A 20,839-nucleotide genomic window follows, 5' to 3' on the forward strand; every position below is an offset into this window, starting at 1 on the left:
TTTTTTATCATCTTTGCAAGAAGTAGTTGGAAAAACACAGGCTTATGCAAGAAAAAACCATCGCCATATATGGAAGAGAATTTAATGCTTCCGTTCTACCCTATGTAGAACAACTGTTCGCCTATTTGAAGGAAAACAAGGTGCAGGTTTATATACATTCCGATTTTTACAATTTCCTGAAAAAGCAAATAAACTGCCCAAGCGGCTGGCTACTTTATTATAGCCATGTTGATTTGCCGACCAATATTCAGTTTTTACTGAGTCTTGGTGGGGATGGGACCATGCTTTCTGCGGTATCGCAAGTGAGAGACTCCGGTATCCCTATTGCGGGTATCAACTTCGGGCGTCTAGGCTTCTTAGCCGCCATCCACAAGACGCAGATGATTGAAGCCTTGGATGCCATTTTTGCGGGACGCTACCAATTGCAACATCGGGAGCTACTTGAGGTGACCGGTAGTGATCAAAAGATATTCGGCGAAGAAAATTTCGCTTTGAATGATATTACGGTATTCCGCCACGACACCTCTTCCATGATTACGGTAAACGCTGTTTTAAATGGTGAGCTCCTTAACGCCTATTGGGCGGATGGAATCATCATTGCTACGCCAACAGGCTCTACGGCATATTCATTAAGCTGTGGTGGCCCTATTATGATGCCAGGAAGTGGAAACTTCGTCATCACGCCTATTGCGCCACACAACCTCAATGTCCGTCCGATTATCATATCCGCGGATAGCGAGCTGGAGCTAGAAATAGAAAGTCGTACCGAAAAATATATCCTTAGCTGTGACTCGAAGAGTGACACGCTATCCACGACCACGAAATTAAAAATTAGAAGAGCTCCATTCCGAGTGAATCTAATTCGCTTAGAAAAAGATAGTTATTTCAGCACTTTACGCGAGAAACTGCTATGGGGATTGGATGTAAGAAATTACTAATCGTCATATTTAACAGAATTTAATACAAGGTAATTAGCCTAAATCTTTTATCTTTACACAAGAAAAAAACGTACCATATCTTGAAACGCCTCTTTTACTCCATCCTCACTTTAAGCACGTTGCTATGGGGCAATGCCTATGCACAGCAATGGGAAGTTGGCGTGCATGGAGGTGCTACAGGCTTTATGGGCGATGTAAATCCAGACAACCCATTTTACTTGAAAAATGCAGGTGGAGGTTTCTTCGTAAAACGAAACCTAAACTCTACCTGGGGTGTACAACTGGGCTACAGCTACCTTCGCCTACATGCGAATGATAAAGACGATAGCGACCCTTACCGCAATGCACGTGGTCATTTCTTCTACAATAATGTACATGAACTTGCCGCAAGAGCGGACTTCAATTTCTTCCGTTTTATACCAGGACAGTCTATTAATCGCTACACGCCCTACTTATTTGCGGGGCTAGCTGTTATCAAACATAACCCTTATGTTAATTTCAAGGATGCTAAGAAAATAAACTTAGATGACTTACAATTACAGGTAGACGATGCTGGAGACCCTATAAAAACGAAGAAAATAGCCATAGCCTTACCTATTGGTGCTGGTTTTAAATACAACATTAGCGGCCCTTGGTCGGTAGGTGTAGAAATTGGCTATAGAACAGCTTTTAACAATAACATAGACAATATATCGGGGAACTATCCCCTATCTGCTGAAGTTCCTAAAGGATTGCCGGCAGACTTTTACCCTTCAACAGAACGACCAGTAAACCAGCTGTGGCAAAATATAGCTTTTCCGAATGGTGATTTTGACACCTACAAGGGAAAAGCAAAAGGTCATGGACGGAAAAGAGATGGCTACATGACCGCTGGATTCACCCTTACGTACACGTTTATTGATAAGCGTTGTTACTGGTGGAAATAGCAAATCGTAATCGTAATAAAAAAAATGAATTTCAAGGACAAACTCAGTAAGGATAAACTTCCGAAACATATTGCTATCATTATGGATGGCAACGGTAGATGGGCTAAAGGATTAGGAAAATTACGCATTTTTGGACACCAATCGGGTGTTGGCGCCGTACGCGAAGCCATGGAAGGAGCAGTAGATGTGGGTGTTAAATACCTCACCCTTTATGCTTTTTCATCAGAGAACTGGAACCGTCCTAAATTGGAAGTTAAAGCCTTAATGGAGCTTTTAGTAAACACCTTGGCCAAAGAGACCAAGACATTTATGGCCAATGGAATCCGTTTAAATACTATAGGAGATCTTTCTGCCCTGCCTAAGCATTGCCAAAAGACCTTACAAGACGCCATTGCAGAGACGCAACACAACAGCAACTGCGTGCTAACGCTAGCATTAAGCTATGGCTCACGAGCTGAGTTAGTGGACGCCACGAAAGCCATTGTCCGCAAAATTCAAGAAGGATTGTTACAGTTGGAAGACCTTAATGAGCAAACGATAAGTGAGCATTTATATACCGCAAATATCCCAGATCCAGACTTACTAATTCGTACAGGTGGAGAGCAACGCATAAGCAACTACTTACTGTATCAAATGGCCTATACAGAGTTATATTTTCTCGACAAAATGTGGCCTGAATTCAACAGAGAAGATCTATTTCAAGCCATCTATCAGTATCAGCAAAGGGAAAGAAGATTCGGCAAAACGAGTGAACAATTATAATATTTATTTACCTTTGCCACAGCCAATATCTGCCTAACACTTAGTTGTATGGCAATTATTTTCTGTTTAACAAAAATTAACAACAGATTGGTGTACTTTAGCACCGAGAAACTAGAATAAATGAAGCACATATTATTTTTAATAACGTTTACATTGCTTTTGGGGGGACAAAATGCTTCTGCTCAAATTCGCGGAAGAGGTCCAGTTAACCTTAACGACCCTCATGAGGTAAGTTATCTAAATCCCCAAAATTATACTATCGCTGGCATTCGTGTTACAGGTACTCAATACTTGGATAGCGAAGTATTAATTACAGTATCCCGATTGGTCGTTGGGCAATATATTGAAGTCCCTAGTGAGGCGACGTCCAATGTTATCAAAACCTTAATGTCACAAAATCTATTCGATGATGTGCAGCTTTATGCAGAAAAAATTGAAGACGACAATATCTTCTTGGAAATTCGCGTACAAGAGCGTCCGCGCTTAACGCGAATTGACATCAACGGTCTTAAAAAAGCTGAAACAGAAGAGATTCGCAAACGTCTGAATACAAACACGGGGAAAATTGTCAACGAAAACTTGATTAAAACAACCCAAGCTACGATTCAGAAGTTCTTGCGTGAGAAGTCATACCTCTACCCAGATATTAAAATTACAACAGCTAAAGACACGACACAAACTAACTACGAAATCTTGTTAGTGAATGTTGAAAAGAATAAAAAAATAAAAGTTAACAAGGTTTTATTTGAAGGTGAAGAAGCTTTCTCTGCAGGACAACTTAGCGGCTACTTAAAAGGCGTGAAACCACGTAAATGGTACCGTATTTTTGGCCCAGGGAAATTCAAAGACGACAAATACAAAGAAGCTAAACAAAAGTTAACAGCTAAACTACAGGATAAAGGATACCGCGATGCGGAGATTCTAGTAGATAGCGTTGTTCGTCACAACAACAAATCTGTTGACGTTCATATCAAGTTACACGAAGGACCACGTTACTACGTAGGGAACATTGAATGGTCTGGAAACTCGAAATACACGGATTCTGTATTAAACCTAATTTTAGGTATTGAGAAAGGTGATATCTACAGTGAAGAGAAATTAACGACGAAACTTCAAGGTCCAACAAGAAACTCGGATGACATCAGTGCATTATACCAAAATGATGGTTATTTAACCTTTGGTATTCACCCAATCATCAAACGTATTCATGAAGACAACACGATAGATTTAGAAATCGTCGTAAGTGAGGGTAAGCAATTCACCATCAATAATGTAATCGTAAAAGGAAACGATGTAACGAACGATAAAGTTGTTTTACGTTCTATCTACACAAAACCAGGACAGAAGTTCTCTAGAGAGCTCTTAATGCGTAGTGTGCGTGAGATTTCACAGTTAGGTATGTTTGATGAGCAGAAGATTAACCCTACTCCAACAAACTTAAACTACGAAGAAGGAACGACGGATTTAGAATATACAGTTTCTGAGAAACCATCCGATCAGGTAGAACTTTCAGGAGGTTACGGTGCAGGACAAATTATCGGTACATTAGGTTTAACGTTCAATAACTTCTCAACAAGCAACATGTTTACAAAAGATGCTTGGAAGCCACTTCCTCGTGGAGATGGACAGAAGTTAAGCGTTCGTGGACAGACATCAGGTAAACGTTACCAATCGTACAGTTTCTCTTTCTCTGAGCCTTGGTTGGGTGGTAAAAAACCTATCTATTTCGGATTGAGTGCATATACATCAAGCTCTTCATATGGTGGTTTTAACTACTACACAGGACAGCAAATGGTGAAAGATAAAGACTTAAACAGAATTTGGATGACAGGTGTTACGGCTACTTTAGGTAAGCGTCTACAATGGCCAGACAACTATTTCCAAATCAATACATCGTTATCATTCCAGCGTTATAAATTGCAGAACTACGGAAACTACTTCCTTTTCTCTGATGGTACAGCTTACAACGTTAACATCACGCAGGAAATTAGCCGTAACTCTGTTGATGCGCCAATCTATCCTACTTCAGGATCGCACTTCAAATTTTCGGTACAGTTGACTCCTCCATATTCGAAATGGAACAATATCAACTACCAAACAGCTGCTGATAACGTTAAATACAAATGGACAGAATACCACAAATGGAAATTCGATAGTCAATGGTACACTAAAATCGCAGGTAAATTGGTGTTAAAAGCACAAGCACAATTCGGTTACTTGGGTAGCTACGGTTCTAAAACTCCTACCTCAACGTTTGAGCGTTTCAAATTGGGTGGTGACGGTATGCAAGGATTTGACTTCCTTCAAGGATCGGAGATTATCGCTATGCGTGGTTATGCTAACGGTACTCTTATTCCAGAGTCTACAGGTAACAACCAAGAGCGTATTGCGATTAACTCGGGTAGCCCTATCTATACAAAATACCAAATGGAGTTAAGACACCCAGTGATGTTAAATGAGCAAGCTACAGTATTCGTTTTAGCGTTTGCTGAGGCAGGTAACACATGGAATAAGTTCAGTGAGGTAAATCCATTAAAAATGCGTAGATCAGCAGGTGTTGGTGCACGTATCTTCTTACCTATCTTTGGTATGCTAGGTATCGATTATGGACATGCCTTCGACCCTATCCCAGGTTTACGTTCTAGTGAGTGGAAACAAAACTTCACTTTCAGTATTATGCAAAATATGGGTGGATTTTAAACTTTTTGGAACTATAATTGTCCTAAAGAGAAGAAAACAAAAATTAATTAAAAAAGTTAAAGCTTAACATAAAATTTATACGGATGAAAAGAATATTATTTATAATTGCTTTCGTAGCTTTTTCAACAACGGCATCCTTTGCACAGCGTTTTGCTTATGTAGATTCAGATTATATTTTAAAGCATATTCCGGAATATGTTTCGGCGCAAAAACTTTTGGATGACCAAGCGAGCAACTGGCAAGAGGAAGTCGATAAGCGCTACGGTGAAATCGAGAAACTATACAAAGCGTATCAGAACGACCAGGTATTGTTAAATGACGACATGCGTCGCCGTCGCGAGGATGAAATCGTAAACAAAGAAAAACAAGTTAAAGAATTCCAACGCCAAAAATTTGGTTACGAAGGGGACCTTTACAAAGAGCGTATCCGCTTAGTAAAACCTATTCAAGACCGCGTTGCTAAAGCGATTCAAGATATCGCAAACAACCAAGGTTTAGATTTAATTTTGGATAAAGGAAGTGAAGTAACTTTCCTCTTTGCAAACCCTAAACTGGATAAAAGCAGCGATGTTATTACAAAATTAGGCTTTAAACCAGATTCAACCTTGTCGAATTAATTTTTTTGTTTATTATTGTAGTACAACACGAAATTAATTATTAACGTTATACAAAAGTGCCGTATTGGGTTTTTCAAAAACTAAATACAAAAGATTAAAATGGAAAGAATGAAAAATTTATTTAGAAGTGCAGCGCTAGCGGCGGTGATGTTTTTAGGCACTCAATACGCAAGTGCACAGCAAAAAATTGGTCACATCAATTTTGGTGAGATTATTTCTTCGACTACTGAGTTTAAAACGGCTCAAGATCAACTTAAAGTGTTGCAAGACACAAAAACTAAAGAGTTGCAAGGTATGTACGAGGAGTTTCAAAAGAAACAAAATGAAGCTAATGACAAATTGAGAAACCGTAGCGAAGCTAATAAAGAATCGGTAGATCAACAGTTGCACGCTTTAGAAACTGAACTTCAAACAATACAACAACGCATTCAAGACGTTCAACGTGTAGCGCAAGAAGATTTGTCGAAAAAAGAAGAAGAGCTTTTCCAACCAATCCAAAAGAAAGTTATTGATGCAATCACTATCGTTTCTAAAGAAAAAGGTTATGCTTATGTTTTAGACGTATCAAACGGTAGCATCCCTTACTTCGCTGGTGGTGATGACTTAACAAAAGATATTAAAACTAAATTAGGCGTAAAGTAAGCGTCGCTATTTAGCAAAAAAAAGGGAGTTTCATGTTTGAAACTCCCTTTTTTTTGTAGTGACCACGTACTACCTAAACCGCTTAACTGTACTTCGAAAAAACAAATCAGCATACTCACCCCACTCAACCCACAAATAAAAATAAATACTACTTCAAACGACCGTAGCAAAGCTAACTTTAATAGCTATTAAGGATACTAGGCTTAGCAGCTTGTTAAGCCAAATTAAGGGAGAGGTATAGGAGACTCCATCTAGGCATCCCCATCTTTAATAACGAGTAAGGCGATAAACTACAGCATTAACTATATATGATTACTTGTTTAGCCTTAAGAGATAGGAGCTGCTTATAGCTCGTTTATGAAGTTATTAAAGCTTGGCAAGGTAGTAGAACAATATTGTTCACGCAAAGGCTATGAGACACACTTTAAGAGATACTCCAACAACTAATCTAGGAAACCTACCCTAATACCGCTAAACGACGCCTAAGAGCAGCTATAACAAAGCTAACAGCCCTTCACCTATTTTCTAGCATATTGTTCAGCACAGCGCGCTAAATTCACGAAAAATAAAGAAGCATTGCATAGGAATATGCAATTGTTTAAATGGTCGTATAAAATTTAATAAAAGATATCACAGCAGCTTTTAGTCTCAAAACAGCGATACCATACCTATGCGGAAAGTTGATAAAAAGAAAGAAGATTACCGAGATGGTAATCTTCTAAACAAGTATAATTGGATAATATAAGTTCTGATAAAGGATACTCTAACGTGTGTGACATTCACGACAACACATTTTACAACCATTTGCTAAAGTATACAGGAGCTTCGCCTGCTTTGTTGCCTCTTGGCATGTTTGAAAATAACCCAAATATTTTCTATTTAACTCAGTCGGCAAGTAAATACAATATTCTTGATGTACTTCATGATCACCGTTTAATTGGGCATTTATATTAACATAATATTTCACTAATATTCTTCTACTTTCATTTCCTTTATAAAGGTATTTAAGAAAATCAAACCAATATTACGGGAATCCGTAAACGATAAAAAAAACTACAGTAAACCTATATCTTTACAGTAAGCGACAAGTTGCTCATTCTTGGAAAAATCTAACACATCACGCATTAAATTCAATCTCTTTTCAATGCTACTCAATCCCGAAGGCTTAACGCCACGTTCCTGAAGATGAAAAGGAATATTTTTTTGAGAGACTCCTTTGGATAATAAGGATACAATATGAATATCTAAACCCGAAAACTCGTGTGTGTTGCGTTCCTCTATGCTACGCTTGGTCTCTGGAGATTGATAGGTTTTATTACTAAACGTAGCATGCAATGCCTCTTTGAGATATTGCCCATCACGGCGTGCTTTACGAACATAGCCATCAACCGTTCCATCCGCAAACAAATCATCGATTACGTTACTACGACTTTCGGCGGAAAGAATAATAATCTTAATATCTGGCTGAACTTCCTTCACCGCCTTTATTAGATCAATGCCATTATTAATTTTTTGAGGCATTTCATCGTCCTCAAAAATTAAATCTGTAAGGAGCAAATCGTAAGGTTCTCCATCCTGCACGGCTCTTTTCACCCAACTCAATGCATCATCACAGTAGTATACATATTTAGTACCTTGAATTCCTAGATCAAACAAGGTCTTCTGCACGGAAATATTAGCAATCTCGTGGTCCTCAGCTATGAGTACTTTTTTAAACATCGATTTTTAGTTTTTAAGGTAGTGGTAAAAAGACTTCTATGCGAAGCCCTTTTTCCGGTTTATTCACAAAGTTAATTTTCCCGAATAAACTTTCAATACGGTTTCCCGTACTTTTCAAACCATTACCTTCCGTCCATCCATCTGCCAAACCAAGTCCATTATCCCGATAGTGAATCCACAACCCATCCCCTGCCCTTTCAAAACGAATAACAACCTGATCAGCGTGACTATGCTTACGCATGTTAACCATTAATTCTTGTAGGATAGCAAATATTTCTTTTTTCTTAGCCTCCGCTACCCCATTCCATAGTGCCTTTTCATTTCCAGCAATAAGGATCCTACAGCTCTGCGTAGCAAAAGACTTTAATAAACTAGCCATCCGCATATGGTAAGCAGGAGTAGGCTTGGTACCATCTTCAGCTTCATAGGAAATATCTCTTGATTGGTTATACATATCCTCCAACCGGTCTAGTACGCCATCACGATCCAGAGACTCTTTATGTTCAATTTCCGTCATCACGCGATAAATACCATTAGCGACCACATCATGTACCTTACGTGATATCCGGAGCTGCTCAGCTTTTATCTTAAACTGACTTTCGCGTTCATTGCGTTCTTTTCTTTTCTTGTACCATAGCATAGCAAAAGAAAAACCTATCAAAGTAAATCCACTAATTGAAAACGTCCATATACGTTGCCAAGTTAGGCGGTAAGCCTTCTCCGCATTATCACGCTGTAATACTAAATTGTCGGCTTTATTTTTTTCGACTTCATAGCGTATTAATGCGAACTGATTCTTGGCGGCGGCTCGAGATTCTTGAATACTATCGTTAAGTATTTTATAGGTCTCAAAATATCCCTTCATATCATCTGCCGGGGACAAACGCATTAGACGCTGTAACCCATTAATCTGATCGTCAGCACTATTTAACGACTTTGCAATCTGGTATTGTAACTTCGCATAAAATAAGGCCGAATCAGGTTTACTCAATTTATAGTAATCAGCTAATTGTCCATAACTAGAATTTTGTCCCCAATTGTCATTCTCATGTTTTCTAATCCCTAAAGCTTCCAAAAACTCCGGAACAGGATTGTAGGTCTTGTCCATCTGCCAACGCGTCTTAGCTTTATTCGTTAGAAAACGGGCATACTGTATAGATTTTTCCGTAGATTCTGCAAGTATACGCTCATAAATCGCTAAAGCCTGATCATACTGACCTAAACTTTGATGACTTAAAGCAATATTGTTATAATAAACCTGTTTATGTGTAGAGTCTGTTGAAAATTTAATGGCCAACTTATAAAAAGCAATCGCTTGTTCATAGTCTTTCAATTTATCAGTAGCGATTGCTAAAATATTATAATTGCTGCTCAGGTAAGCATGATGCTCAGGTTCATCCAACTTAAGATACCCCTCAGCCAGCAAAGCACTCTCTTGGGCACCATAAAAATCACTTTGACCACGTTGAATAATAGCCATATTAATTAAAGACCTAGCCACACCAAGGCTATCATTTCGCTCTATATAAAGCTGCTTTCCCTTGTCGAAATACAAAAATGCACTATCGAGCTTTCCTTCCTCCATGTAAACGTATGCTGTGTCTAAAAGCAAGTTACCATCGATAACCTCCTCCGTCACCACCTTTCGTCCACAGCCAAAAAGAGCAAGGAAAAGGCAACAAATAATAAAATATTTCAATACGGGCTAATTTTTTCCGAATTTATTGAAATTTAAATACTTATACAAGCTAAAAAAAGGAATAGAGAGCAGGCGGGCCTACTCTCTATTTAACGGTTATATTTTATTTTTTTGGCGGAGGAATAACACCTTCATTCCCACCATCTCCAGGAGTGCCCGGAACGTCTGTTGGCGGCGGTGGAGGTGGCGGTGGAGGACCACCTGCTGAATTAGTTGTTGTCGGTTGACCAAAAAATAAGGCTAAAATTAAATACCACATTGTACTAAAAATTAAAAGTCAAAAACTAGGTAGGCCCGCCTGCTCCATGCAGGGGATTGCTACAAAAGTTTCAGAAGGCCTTCTGAATTATTTAGGGAAGTGGTTGCCTTGATCGTACGGATTTAAACTGCTTCCCGAGCCAGTTCGAACCCAATACGATTCTTGCAGATAACGAAACCGAAAAGCAATAATATCTCACTTGAGGCAATAGCTTTTGCTGATTTCGTAAACAAATGTAGTGTGTGAAAAAAGGTAAAGAATTAAGAAAATCCGACAATTCCGATTATTCCGAAAATACCGGTGAATAATCAATTAAAGGCCTTAATTAGCCCTTTAACGACCTTTTTGTTTTACGGGAACCCGTAAAATTTCAGCTATAGGTGGGTTTATTTTGTTTGAATGTTCACATTCATCCTATTTAGAAAAGCGGTAAAAATCGCTTACTACGAAAAAAAAATAAATGAAGATTTGCACGCTAAAATGGCAAATCCATCACCTGCGAATTTGCGCGATTATTGTTTGATCCGGCTGGCACAAGGCATACCAATAGCCGATCGGCTGGTTTTTGAAGATTACTACAATCCTACCTGCAAATACCCGAGTTTGGAAAAGGCTATTCTACATGCAGAACTCGGTCGGCTCAAATCATTACAACATTTTATCCTTGGAAAAACAAAAGATCCCGATGAGACCATTGTTAAATTACTTGCCATACTTATTAATTTTGAGCCTCGCCCCTACAGTGCTCGTGATTGGCAAGTAGCGCCGATGAATCCTTACAAACAGGATCTACCTCCTAAAAAAGATAGTCCTAGACTACGCCAACAGCCTGAGGATACCCCCCAAAGCGGACATAGACGAGATAGCTACGCTACAATTGCCGAAGCGGAAGAAAATAAAAATACGACGCAGGCGCGCAAATCTTATGTACTCGGTGCTACAGGACTAATTCTATTGTTCGCTTTAGCGCAGTATATGCTTCACCTCCGAAAGCAATCATCGCATAAACACAAAAAAAACAACAACCAACAAGTATAAAAGATTCTTGTTTCTTCCTTTTTGATTTCCCAAGCCAACCTATTCATCGAGGGATTACAAAATCCTAAGGTTATCAAGTCATCCTAAAACCGTTCAATCAAAAGTTCTCAAAAGTCTTTTAAGGCGTATCTATCGAAATCCACGGCATTACCACCGATTTCTAATAATACCGCTCTAATAAAATTCTAATTTTTTTCTATTTATCCTCTAACTACGATTCAATAACATGTTTCTCACATTTGTGCATCATAAAGAAAGGAGGACATAGCCATGGGAATATTAGATTTTACTTTACGCCTTTTTGCTGCCCAACTATTGGGTGCTGCGATTGGATTGGAAAGACATTGGCGACAGAAAAATGCAGGGCTACGTACCAATACACTGGTTTCCTTGGGTGCTACGGCCTTTATCTTACTTGCTATAGAAATTGGTGGTGACGCTACAGGGCGTATCGCTTCTTACATCGTCAGTGGGATTGGCTTTTTGGGTGCGGGAGTCATTATGAAAGATGGTCTAAATGTACAGGGTTTAAATACAGCGGCAACAATTTGGTGTTCGGCGGCTGTTGGTGCTCTTTGCGGATTAGGTTTATTTCCGCAAGCAGCAGTGGTCACCGTTACCATTATGCTTACACACATTATTTTAAGACCTATTGGTATTCAGATTAATAAAATAAGCTTTGTCAAAACAGCGAGTGTGCAAACGGGTTACCTATTTACGATAACCTGCAAAATGGAGGTGGAAAATCATATCCGCATATTACTGATGAAGATGTTAGAAAACGAAGAAAAAACGCTTTTAAAGTCTTTAAGTAGCGATGACCACGGAAGCCCTTCTAATGCGATTATCACTGCCGAAATAAGGGCACTATCGCAGCAAGACAGCTTGATGGAACGTGTGGCCAGTAGGCTAACCATTGAAGATAAGGTTAAGAAAGTTAGTTGGGAAATTGTAGCAACAGAGTCCGAACTATAGAGAAATGACAGTCCGCTAGACAGCTAGTTATAGACCCCGCGGAATGGGTACAACAATGATTAAAAACTGATAGTATGATCAGACTAACAAATAAAATTAAAAATGCATTCCAATCTTCCAGCACAGCAGGAAGCATGAATGCAAACACCATTATTAGACTACAAAACGCATCTAAACAAGATGAGAAATTTGTATTCGCTATGCTGGAAACAAGTGAAGAAGGCATCACTGCAGCTACAGCTGACGACCGTCGCTTGAAATTTGGACCCAATGCTGTTCAACATCAACGAGCACCACGCTGGTATGCACAGCTGCTAAAGGCTTTTGCCAACCCTTTTATTTACATCCTATTGATTATAGCTGGCGTTTCCTATGTGATTGACGTTTGGTTGGCTGCGCCAGAAGATAAAGATTACAAAACGGTCATCGTTGTTTCTATCATGGTATTGTTAAGCGTACTGCTACGTTTTGTTCAAGAATTTCGCAGTAACGCTGCGGCAGAAAAATTAAAAAGCATGGTTAAAACCACTGCTACGGTACAGCGCAAATTCAATCCGCGCGAAGAAATACCTATTGCCGAACTCGTACCTGGTGATATTATATTTCTTTCTGCAGGCGACATGATTCCTGCCGATTGCCGTATCATTACCAGTAAAGATTTATTCATCGGTGAGAGTATGCTAACTGGTGAAGCGCTGCCAGTAGAAAAAAATCATCTACCAATTCGTGATGCCGACAAGAAACAAGCGCTCGAGCTCAATAATCTTTGCTTCATGGGGACCACCGTGGTTAGTGGTTCCGCGAAAGCCGTAATTGTAGCCACCGGAGCCTATACCTACTTTGGCAGTATCAGCAAATCGATTACTGGTGAGCGTCCAGAAACAAGCTTTGATAAAGGCATTAACAAAGTAAGCATGTTGCTGATTCGCTTTATGCTTGTGATGGTTCCTATCATTTTTTTGGTCAATGGTTTTCTTAAAAACGATTGGTGGGAAGCTCTTCTCTTTGCGGTAGCGGTAGCTGTCGGATTGACACCAGAGATGCTCCCTATGATTGTTACCGCGAACCTAGCTAAAGGTGCTGTCAACATGAGTAAAAGAAAAGTAATTGTCAAACGCTTAAATTCCATCCAAAATATTGGAGCCATGGATATTCTATGTACCGACAAAACAGGAACATTAACGCTCGACAAAATTGTGCTAGAGAAACACCTGAATGTATATGGCGTAGAAGATGATGAGGTTTTAAAATGGGCATACTTGAATAGCTATCACCAAACGGGACTTAAAAACCTAATGGACAAAGCAGTTTTAGAACATGTCGATCTGCACGATTACCTACGTGTGGAAGAGCAATATGTGAAAATTGATGAAATACCTTTTGATTTTGAGCGTCGTCGTATGTCGGTCATTTTGAAAGAGCACCAAGGCAAGCACCTGCTTATTTGCAAAGGAGCAGTAGAAGAAATGTTGTAATTATGTACACATACTTTCGATCCTGGAGACGACCGCAGCCTACATATTGAAAAAGATAATGCCGTACCAATGGATGATTCTATGCGTAAAATCGTGTTAGAAACCTCACGGAAGATGAATGCCGATGGCCTTCGCGTGCTACTTGTAGCCATTCGGGAGTTTGATGCTTCGCATCCACTCACCTATTCGTTGGCCGATGAAAACAAACTTACACTGACTGGATTTATTGGCTTTTTAGATCCTGCAAAACCATCAGCGCAGCCTGCAATTGAGGCCTTATTAAAATTGGGAATCAGCATCAAAGTATTGACAGGCGACAATGAAACCGTCACACAAAAGATATGTAACGATGTAGGAATCCCTGTTCAAGAGATTATAAATGGCAGCACGTTGGAAACCATGTCGGAAGAAATGCTACTAGAAAAGATGCATAGTGTTTCTGTTTTCGCGAAACTAAATCCATTACAGAAAGTACGTGTAGTTCAAGCATTACGTAGCCAAGGACATACAGTAGGTTTTATGGGCGATGGTATTAACGATGCCGCTGCACTTAAAGAATCAGATGTAGGTATCAGTGTGGATACTGCCGTAGATATAGCTAAAGAAAGCGCGGATATCATCCTACTGGAAAAAGACCTAATGGTTTTACGCAAAGGCGTTATCTATGGACGTAGAACATTTGGAAATATCATAAAATATATCAAAATGACGACGTCAAGCAATTTCGGTAATATGTTTAGTATGCTTGGTGCTAGTGCCTTTCTACCTTTCTTACCGATGTTGCCTATCCATTTGTTGATTCAGAATTTGCTGTATGATGTATCCCAAATATCTATACCTTGGGATAGCATGGACGAAGAATTTTTAAAGAAACCACAAAAATGGGATGCCGGCAATGTATCTAAGTTTATGGTCTATATCGGTCCTATAAGTTCAATTTTTGACTTCGCCACCTTTGCTGTGCTCTACTTCGTGTTCAAAGCAAATTCTGTCGAACATCAAGCGTTATTTCAGTCTGGTTGGTTTGTAGAAGGACTACTATCACAAACTTTAATTATCCATATGATTCGTACACGTAAGATTCCATTTATCCAAAGTTGGGCTACCGCACCTGTTGTTGCTTTGACCACTTTGATTATGGCTATAGGCATTTTTCTTCCATTCTCCTCTTTAGCGCCAGCATTGAAGATGGTCCCCCTTCCTATGGCTTATTTCCCATGGTTGATTGGCATTTTAATCGCTTACTGTTTACTGACTCAATTCGTTAAAAATTGGTTTATCAAGAAGTTCGATAGCTGGCTATAGCCCAACTACTATTAGACGCAACAGAAAAGGCTGGTATTTTAAAATATCCAGCCTTTTTTATGCGATATAACCTTCTAATAAAATTCTAATTTTTTTCTATTTACCCTCTAACGACCTTCTCCATGGATCGTAACGACCTTTGTTCTATATCAAAAAAAGGTCTACTAACACGTCAATTCCTGATAAGAAAAATAAAAATAGTGAATACAATGATGATCAAAATGGGAAAATTCAGAAACCATGGCCAGGCTTTATGGTTTCTTGCCGCCATTTCTTTGGTGGTTTATGCCTGTGGCAATACTAAAGAGGAACAACAAACAGGAGAACAACCCTTCACCGTGAAAGGAGATACCATAACCTTAACGGAAAACTCCAATCTACATACGCGTCTCCATAGTTCGACCATCGAAGAACAACCTTTTAAAGAGGAATGGATGACGACAGGTATCGTAAAGACAATCCCTAACAATTATGCAGAGATTGCTCCGCCTTTTGCGGGGCGTGTTTTACGGTCCTTCATCAAATTGGGACAAAAAGTAACCGCAGGCACCCCTTTATTTGAAATTAGCTCATCCGACTTTTTCAGTGCACAAAAAGATTACTTCGATGCCCAACAGGAATTTCATCAAGCGGAGCTTCGCTTAAAGCGTCAAAAAGACTTGCTCAAGCATGGTGTTGGCATACAACGGGAGCTCGAAGAAGCAGAGACAGAATATGAAATAAAAAAAACAGGATTACTCAATGCGAACTCGGCACTTAAGATCTTCCATGTAGACCCGGCAAAGCTACAACTCGGCAAACCTCTTGTCGTCTACTCCCCTATTGCAGGAGAAATAATCAGCAATTCCATTGTCATGGGACAATACCTTAAAGAGGATACAGAGCCAATCGCTATCGTTGCTGAGCTTTCCAAAGTTTGGATTGCGGCACAGGTTAAAGAAAAAGATATTCCCCACTTGGGGAAAATGGATGAGGTATCTGTACAGATTGCAGCAATACCTGGCAGGTCGGTCATTGGAAAGATTTACCATATCGGTGAGCTAGTAAACGATGAAACACGCAGCGTGGAAGTGTTGGTTGCTTGTGACAATATAGATCGCATTTTCAGGCCGGGCATGTATGCTAATCTACGCTTTAAAGATGCACCTCATCCACGAATTCTAGTACCCGCTAAATCAGTACTTCAACAAGAGAACACGCAATTTGTATTTGTGAAAATTGATAAAAATCGATACGAAAAAAGAGCGGTGCAAACAGCAGGATCTTCCGATGGGCAAGTAATCATCAGTGAGGGACTAGCTCATGGAGAAACAATAGTCGACGAAGGTGGCGTTTTGTTTTTACGTTAATTCTATCTCTTTCATTAAAAAACTACAAACAATGAACAACCTTATAGAAATCAGCATAACGAAGCGCTGGGTAATGGTTGCCCTTTTTACCTTGATGGCTTTCTTTGGCTATTACTCCTGGAAACAGCTATCTGTTGAGGCTTATCCTGATATTGCCGACGTAACATCGCAAGTCGTGACGCAAGTGAACGGACTTGCAGCAGAAGAAGTAGAACAGCAAATTACCATCCCCTTAGAGCGTAGCCTCAATGGGTTACCCGGCATGCATGTTATGCGTAGCAAGAGTACCTTTGGCCTATCCATCATCACCATGGTATTTGAAGATGGTGTAGACGACTATTGGGCGCGCATGCGTATCCAAGAGCGTCTCAATGAGGTAGAGCTACCCTACGAAGCTGTACCTGGTTTGGACCCTTTGACATCGCCTATCGGCGAAATCTACCGATATATCATCGAAACTGATGGTAATCATGATTTACGAGAGCTCACAGACTTGCAGAACTTCACTATCATGCCGCGCATAAAGCAGGTTTCTGGCGTGGCCGATGTGACCAACTTTGGTGGTATCACAACGCAGTTTCAACTGGAAGTCGACCCCATGAAGATGGAGCAGTATAAGCTGTCGTTAAGTGAGGTTATCGAGACTATTGAAAAAAATAATGCCAATACCGGCGGTAGCGTATTACCACGAGGCGATTTAGGCTATGTGGTGCGCGGAATAGGCTTAGTCAAGGACCTGAAAGACCTCGGAAAAATAGTCGTTAAAAGTGAAAATGGCATGCCTATTTTACTAAGCGATATTGGTGAGCTCAAATATGGTACACTAGAGCGCAAAGGTGTATTAGGTTTCACCGATCGTGAGCGTAATTACGATGAAAGTCTAGAAGGTATTGTTCTATTATTACGCGGACAAAATCCTTCACTTGTATTGGAAGGCATCCAGACCGCCGTTAAGGAATTAAACGAAGGAGGCCTACCCCATGGCGTAAAGATTCATACGTTTTTAGACCGTACAGATTTAGTCAATACGACGCTACAAACGGTGTCGCATACGCTCCTAGAAGGGATGACACTGGTGATTATTGTTCTTATCGTCTTCCTAGGCAGCTGGAGGGGGGCTTTGCTCGTAGCGATTACTATTCCATTATCGCTATTGATAGCCTTTATCCTCATGCACTTTACGAATATTCCGGCCAATCTACTTTCCTTAGGGGCTATAGATTTCGGTATCATCGTCGATGGGGCCATCGTGATGCTGGAGACGATTTTGAAAAAACGTGAAGAAGATCCGAAAGCACCATTGCTACAGAAAACGATTATTCAACACGCTGCAGAAGTAGCTAAGCCGGTCTTTTTTGCGACCATCATTATCATTACGGCCTATCTTCCACTATTCGCTTTTGAACGTGTAGAAAAGAAGCTTTTCACACCTATGGCCTTCACGGTAGGCTATGCGCTCGTGGGCGCCTTGGCTGTAGCATTATTGATAATCCCTGGGATAGCTTACATCCTCTATCGAAAGCCTCAAAAGGTGCGTCATAACAGATGGTTAGAAAAATTGGGACAAGCTTACCACGCTGGGGTGCAAAAGATAATGATACGCCCTAAAATCGTATTTATCCCTTTAAGTATAATCCTAATTGCAACATCATTACTTACATGGCGTGTAGGGAAAGACTTCTTACCTCCTTTAGATGAAGGATCCATTTGGCTACAAGTGCAACTTCCGCCAGGTTTGTCGGTAGAGAAGTCCAAGGCCATGAGTGATAGCCTTCGTGCACACACCATGAAACATGACGAAATAACCTACGTCATGGTGCAGGCAGGGCGTAACGATGATGGAACCGATCCATGGACAGCATCTCACTTTGAGGTATCTATAGGCATCAAGCCTTATAAAGAATGGCCAAAAGGAAAGACGAAATATGACTTAATTGAAGAGTTAGCAAAAGAATATGAAGGCATGCCTGGCTTTACAGTTGGCTTTTCACAGCCGATGATTGACGGGGTGATGGATAAAATTTCAGGCGCTCATAGCGAGCTGGTGATTAAAATCTTTGGTGAAGACTTCAAGGAAACACGCCGCATTGCAGATGAGGTATTGGAAACTTTAAAAACAGTACCTGGAGCGGTAGATTTGGCCATTGACCAAGAACCGCCACTCCCACAGCTACAAATTCATGCCGACCGGGACAAGATGGCACAGTATGGTGTGAACGTAGCTGATGTAGCCGAACTAATTGAAGTCGCCGTCGGCGGAAAGGCTGTATCACAGTTGTTCATTGGACATAAAGTCTATGATATCATCTGCCGTTACAAAGAATCTAGCCGTAATACGCCTGAAAAAATTGCCAGTCTTATGCTCACTTCTCAATCGGGAAGTAAGATACCTCTATCGCAGGTAGCCGATATTTCACTGAGCACAGGAGAGAGCACCATTACGCGAGAGATGAACAATAGACACCTAACGGTGAAACTAAACGTACGTAACCGCGATTTGAAATCATTACTAGAGGAAGCACAAGCGAGCATAGAAAAAAATATTAGCTATGACCATACACAATATCAAGTAAAATGGGGCGGGCAGTTTGAAAATCAAAACCGTGCTTACTCACGTTTATCGGTCATTGTGCCGCTAGCGCTAGGCATCATGTTTATCCTGCTCTATGGAGCATTCAACTCTTTCCGCCAGGCAGGATTACTGATGAGTATTGTGCCTTTAGCACTCTTTGGGGGAATGCTAGCCTTAAATGTCCGCGGCATGACGCTCAATGTATCATCGTCGGTAGGCTTTATTGCCCTCTTTGGTGTAGCCATTCAGAATGGCGTGATTATGATTTCCCATATCAATGCTTTACGGAAACAAGGGTTTGATTTGCTCCATGCTGTCATTGAAGGAGCTCAACATCGCTTCCGCCCTGTATTGATGACGGCAACAGTGGCTATACTTGGCCTATTGCCCGCTTCTATCGCTACCGGTATCGGGTCGGATGTGCAACGACCACTAGCAACTGTCATTGTATATGGTTTATTATTCTCGACCATCATTACCCTTTTTGTACTACCGGCCCTATACTACCTTATTGAAAAAAAATGGGGAGCTAATTATACAACTCCGAAAGATAAAAATTAAAAAGGAAACCATGAGAAAGCTAACTTTACTCCTATTCGTTCTCTGCATAACTGGTTACAGAACGAATGCACAAACGACCGACTCGAAGCTGAATCGGGCCCCACTTGACTATAGCAATTATATCAGTCAAGTGGGTAAAGGAAACATGGCCTATGCCGCCGAGCGGTTCAATCTAAACATTGCAGAGACAGAAGCACAAAGCGCAGCCGTATTTCCGGATCCAGAACTAAATTTCAACTGGTCAGACAATGGCCAACGCCGCATGGACATGGGCTATGGTTTTGGCTCGGAGCTCAGCTGGACTTGGGAGCTTGGCGGAAAACGAAAAGCACGTATAAACTTGGCAAAGAACCAAGTTCAACTGACGCGTCTACTGCTAGCGAACTATTTCCAGAACCTACGTAGCGATGCAACCCTATCCTTCTTGGCGAGTATACAAAACAAACTACTACTACAGGTGCAAGAAGAGGCCTACCAAAGTGTAAAACAGCTGGCCACCTCAGATAGCATCCGCCATAAATTGGGGAGCATCTCCGCTATTGATGCTCGTCAAAGTCAACTAGAAGCTTTACGCATGCGTAATGAAGTATATGCTGCCGAAGCAGAATGGCAAAATGCCTTGGCCGATTTATCGTTATGGATGGGCACATCGGCATCGACGGAACTACTCGACCCACAGGGAAAGCTCACCAACTTCGACCGTCAGTTTTCAGTACAAGAACTGATAACGACAGCCCTCAACAACCGAGCAGATATGCAGGCAGCGCTACAAAACAAAGAGGTGGCACAAAGCATGATCAAGCTTGCTAAGGCTGACCGCGCCATAGACTTAGGCCTCTCTATCGGTATGGGCTATGCTTCCTATGTGCGCAACGTGATTGCGCCAACGCCCTCTACCGCCACCGTCAATGCAGGCATCAGCATTCCGCTAAAATTTTCAAACCGACGCTCGGGCGATTTACGTGGAGCACAGTATGGAGCTTTACAAGCCGAACAGGAATACAAACAGACCGAGCAGGAAATACAAACAGAAGTAAAACAACGCTATCAACACTATATGGCAACACAAAAACAGGTACGCCAATATGAAAAAGGCCTACTCATCGAGGCTAAAGCCATACTCGATGGAAAAATATATAGCTACAAAAGAGGAGAAACATCTTTATTGGAAGTATTGGATGCACAGCGTACACACAACGAAACGCAGCAAGGCTACTATCAAACGTTATACAACTATGCTTCTTCTCTCGTTGAGCTTGAACGTGCTGCCGGAATATGGGATATAAACTTCTAAACTGGAAA

At 40.7% G+C, this 20,839-nt stretch carries 14 protein-coding genes and 1 pseudogene; 12 read left to right on the plus strand and 3 right to left on the minus strand.

All coding sequences use genetic code 11. The features are described from left to right. Positions 1-44 precede the first annotated feature (44 nt). From WH223_RS18650 to WH223_RS18675, 6 genes are all read left to right on the plus strand, one after another. A complete protein-coding gene (locus tag WH223_RS18650) occupies positions 45-938 on the plus strand; it encodes an NAD kinase (RefSeq protein ID WP_340049378.1) in 894 nt (297 codons plus the stop codon). Positions 939-1,018: 80 nt separating this feature from the next. Further along, positions 1,019-1,864, plus strand: coding sequence for a type IX secretion system protein PorG (porG, locus tag WH223_RS18655; RefSeq protein WP_340049379.1), 846 nt, complete (start codon positions 1,019-1,021; stop codon positions 1,862-1,864). Positions 1,865-1,888: 24 nt separating this feature from the next. Beyond that, positions 1,889-2,626: an isoprenyl transferase gene (locus WH223_RS18660; protein ID WP_340049380.1), complete on the plus strand. Its 738-nt coding sequence runs from the start codon at positions 1,889-1,891 to the stop codon at positions 2,624-2,626. 120 nt (positions 2,627-2,746) lie between these two features. Further along, complete coding sequence (gene bamA, locus WH223_RS18665; protein WP_340049381.1) at positions 2,747-5,326, plus strand: outer membrane protein assembly factor BamA; 2,580 nt, start codon at positions 2,747-2,749, stop codon at positions 5,324-5,326. 83 nt (positions 5,327-5,409) lie between these two features. Then, on the plus strand, positions 5,410-5,943 hold the full coding sequence (locus tag WH223_RS18670) for an OmpH family outer membrane protein (RefSeq protein WP_340049382.1): 534 nt from the start codon (positions 5,410-5,412) through the stop codon (positions 5,941-5,943). Positions 5,944-6,051: 108 nt separating this feature from the next. Further along, entirely contained in the window at positions 6,052-6,585 is a 534-nt protein-coding gene (locus WH223_RS18675) for an OmpH family outer membrane protein (protein ID WP_340049383.1), read from the plus strand. Between the two features lie 1,053 nt (positions 6,586-7,638). Here WH223_RS18675 and WH223_RS18680 read toward each other — a convergent pair. From WH223_RS18680 to WH223_RS18690, 3 genes are all read right to left on the minus strand, one after another. Continuing rightward, positions 7,639-8,304, minus strand: a complete 666-nt coding sequence (locus WH223_RS18680) for a response regulator (RefSeq protein WP_340049384.1) — start codon at positions 8,302-8,304, stop codon at positions 7,639-7,641. A gap of 13 nt (positions 8,305-8,317) precedes the next feature. After that, a complete protein-coding gene (locus tag WH223_RS18685; RefSeq protein WP_340049385.1) occupies positions 8,318-10,003 on the minus strand; it encodes a tetratricopeptide repeat-containing sensor histidine kinase in 1,686 nt (561 codons plus the stop codon). A gap of 103 nt (positions 10,004-10,106) precedes the next feature. Next, positions 10,107-10,262: a hypothetical protein gene (locus WH223_RS18690; RefSeq protein ID WP_340049386.1), complete on the minus strand. Its 156-nt coding sequence runs from the start codon at positions 10,260-10,262 to the stop codon at positions 10,107-10,109. A gap of 399 nt (positions 10,263-10,661) precedes the next feature. Between WH223_RS18690 and WH223_RS18695 the strand changes: the two genes are divergently transcribed. From WH223_RS18695 to WH223_RS18720, 6 genes and pseudogenes are all read left to right on the plus strand, one after another. Beyond that, positions 10,662-11,300, plus strand: coding sequence for a hypothetical protein (locus WH223_RS18695; protein WP_340049387.1), 639 nt, complete (start codon positions 10,662-10,664; stop codon positions 11,298-11,300). Positions 11,301-11,570: 270 nt separating this feature from the next. Further along, positions 11,571-12,275, plus strand: coding sequence for an MgtC/SapB family protein (locus tag WH223_RS18700; RefSeq protein ID WP_340049388.1), 705 nt, complete (start codon positions 11,571-11,573; stop codon positions 12,273-12,275). A 200-nt stretch (positions 12,276-12,475) separates the two neighbouring features. Then, positions 12,476-15,055: pseudogene (gene mgtA / locus WH223_RS18705) on the plus strand (magnesium-translocating P-type ATPase). 209 nt (positions 15,056-15,264) lie between these two features. After that, the gene (locus WH223_RS18710; protein WP_340049389.1) at positions 15,265-16,404 is read left to right on the plus strand and encodes an efflux RND transporter periplasmic adaptor subunit; all 1,140 of its coding nucleotides are present in this window, start codon (positions 15,265-15,267) and stop codon (positions 16,402-16,404) included. Positions 16,405-16,435: 31 nt separating this feature from the next. Then, a complete protein-coding gene (locus tag WH223_RS18715) occupies positions 16,436-19,537 on the plus strand; it encodes an efflux RND transporter permease subunit (protein ID WP_340049390.1) in 3,102 nt (1,033 codons plus the stop codon). Between the two features lie 10 nt (positions 19,538-19,547). Continuing rightward, the gene (locus WH223_RS18720) at positions 19,548-20,831 is read left to right on the plus strand and encodes a TolC family protein (protein ID WP_340049391.1); all 1,284 of its coding nucleotides are present in this window, start codon (positions 19,548-19,550) and stop codon (positions 20,829-20,831) included. The last annotated feature ends 8 nt before the right edge of the window (positions 20,832-20,839 follow it).

Source organism: Sphingobacterium sp. MYb382, assembly GCF_037572665.1.
Lineage (GTDB): Bacteria > Bacteroidota > Bacteroidia > Sphingobacteriales > Sphingobacteriaceae > Sphingobacterium.

Coding starts and splice junctions, on each gene's coding strand:
- WH223_RS18700 (WP_340049388.1), top strand. CDS start 11,571: ATGGGAATATTAGATTTTACTTTACGCCTTTTTGCTGCCCAACTATTG.
- WH223_RS18690 (WP_340049386.1), bottom strand. CDS start 10,262: ATGTGGTATTTAATTTTAGCCTTATTTTTTGGTCAACCGACAACAACT.
- WH223_RS18650 (WP_340049378.1), top strand. CDS start 45: ATGCAAGAAAAAACCATCGCCATATATGGAAGAGAATTTAATGCTTCC.
- WH223_RS18695 (WP_340049387.1), top strand. CDS start 10,662: ATGTTCACATTCATCCTATTTAGAAAAGCGGTAAAAATCGCTTACTAC.
- WH223_RS18715 (WP_340049390.1), top strand. CDS start 16,436: ATGAACAACCTTATAGAAATCAGCATAACGAAGCGCTGGGTAATGGTT.
- WH223_RS18675 (WP_340049383.1), top strand. CDS start 6,052: ATGAAAAATTTATTTAGAAGTGCAGCGCTAGCGGCGGTGATGTTTTTA.
- WH223_RS18670 (WP_340049382.1), top strand. CDS start 5,410: ATGAAAAGAATATTATTTATAATTGCTTTCGTAGCTTTTTCAACAACG.
- WH223_RS18720 (WP_340049391.1), top strand. CDS start 19,548: ATGAGAAAGCTAACTTTACTCCTATTCGTTCTCTGCATAACTGGTTAC.
- WH223_RS18680 (WP_340049384.1), bottom strand. CDS start 8,304: ATGTTTAAAAAAGTACTCATAGCTGAGGACCACGAGATTGCTAATATT.
- bamA (WP_340049381.1), top strand. CDS start 2,747: ATGAAGCACATATTATTTTTAATAACGTTTACATTGCTTTTGGGGGGA.
- WH223_RS18660 (WP_340049380.1), top strand. CDS start 1,889: ATGAATTTCAAGGACAAACTCAGTAAGGATAAACTTCCGAAACATATT.
- WH223_RS18710 (WP_340049389.1), top strand. CDS start 15,265: ATGATGATCAAAATGGGAAAATTCAGAAACCATGGCCAGGCTTTATGG.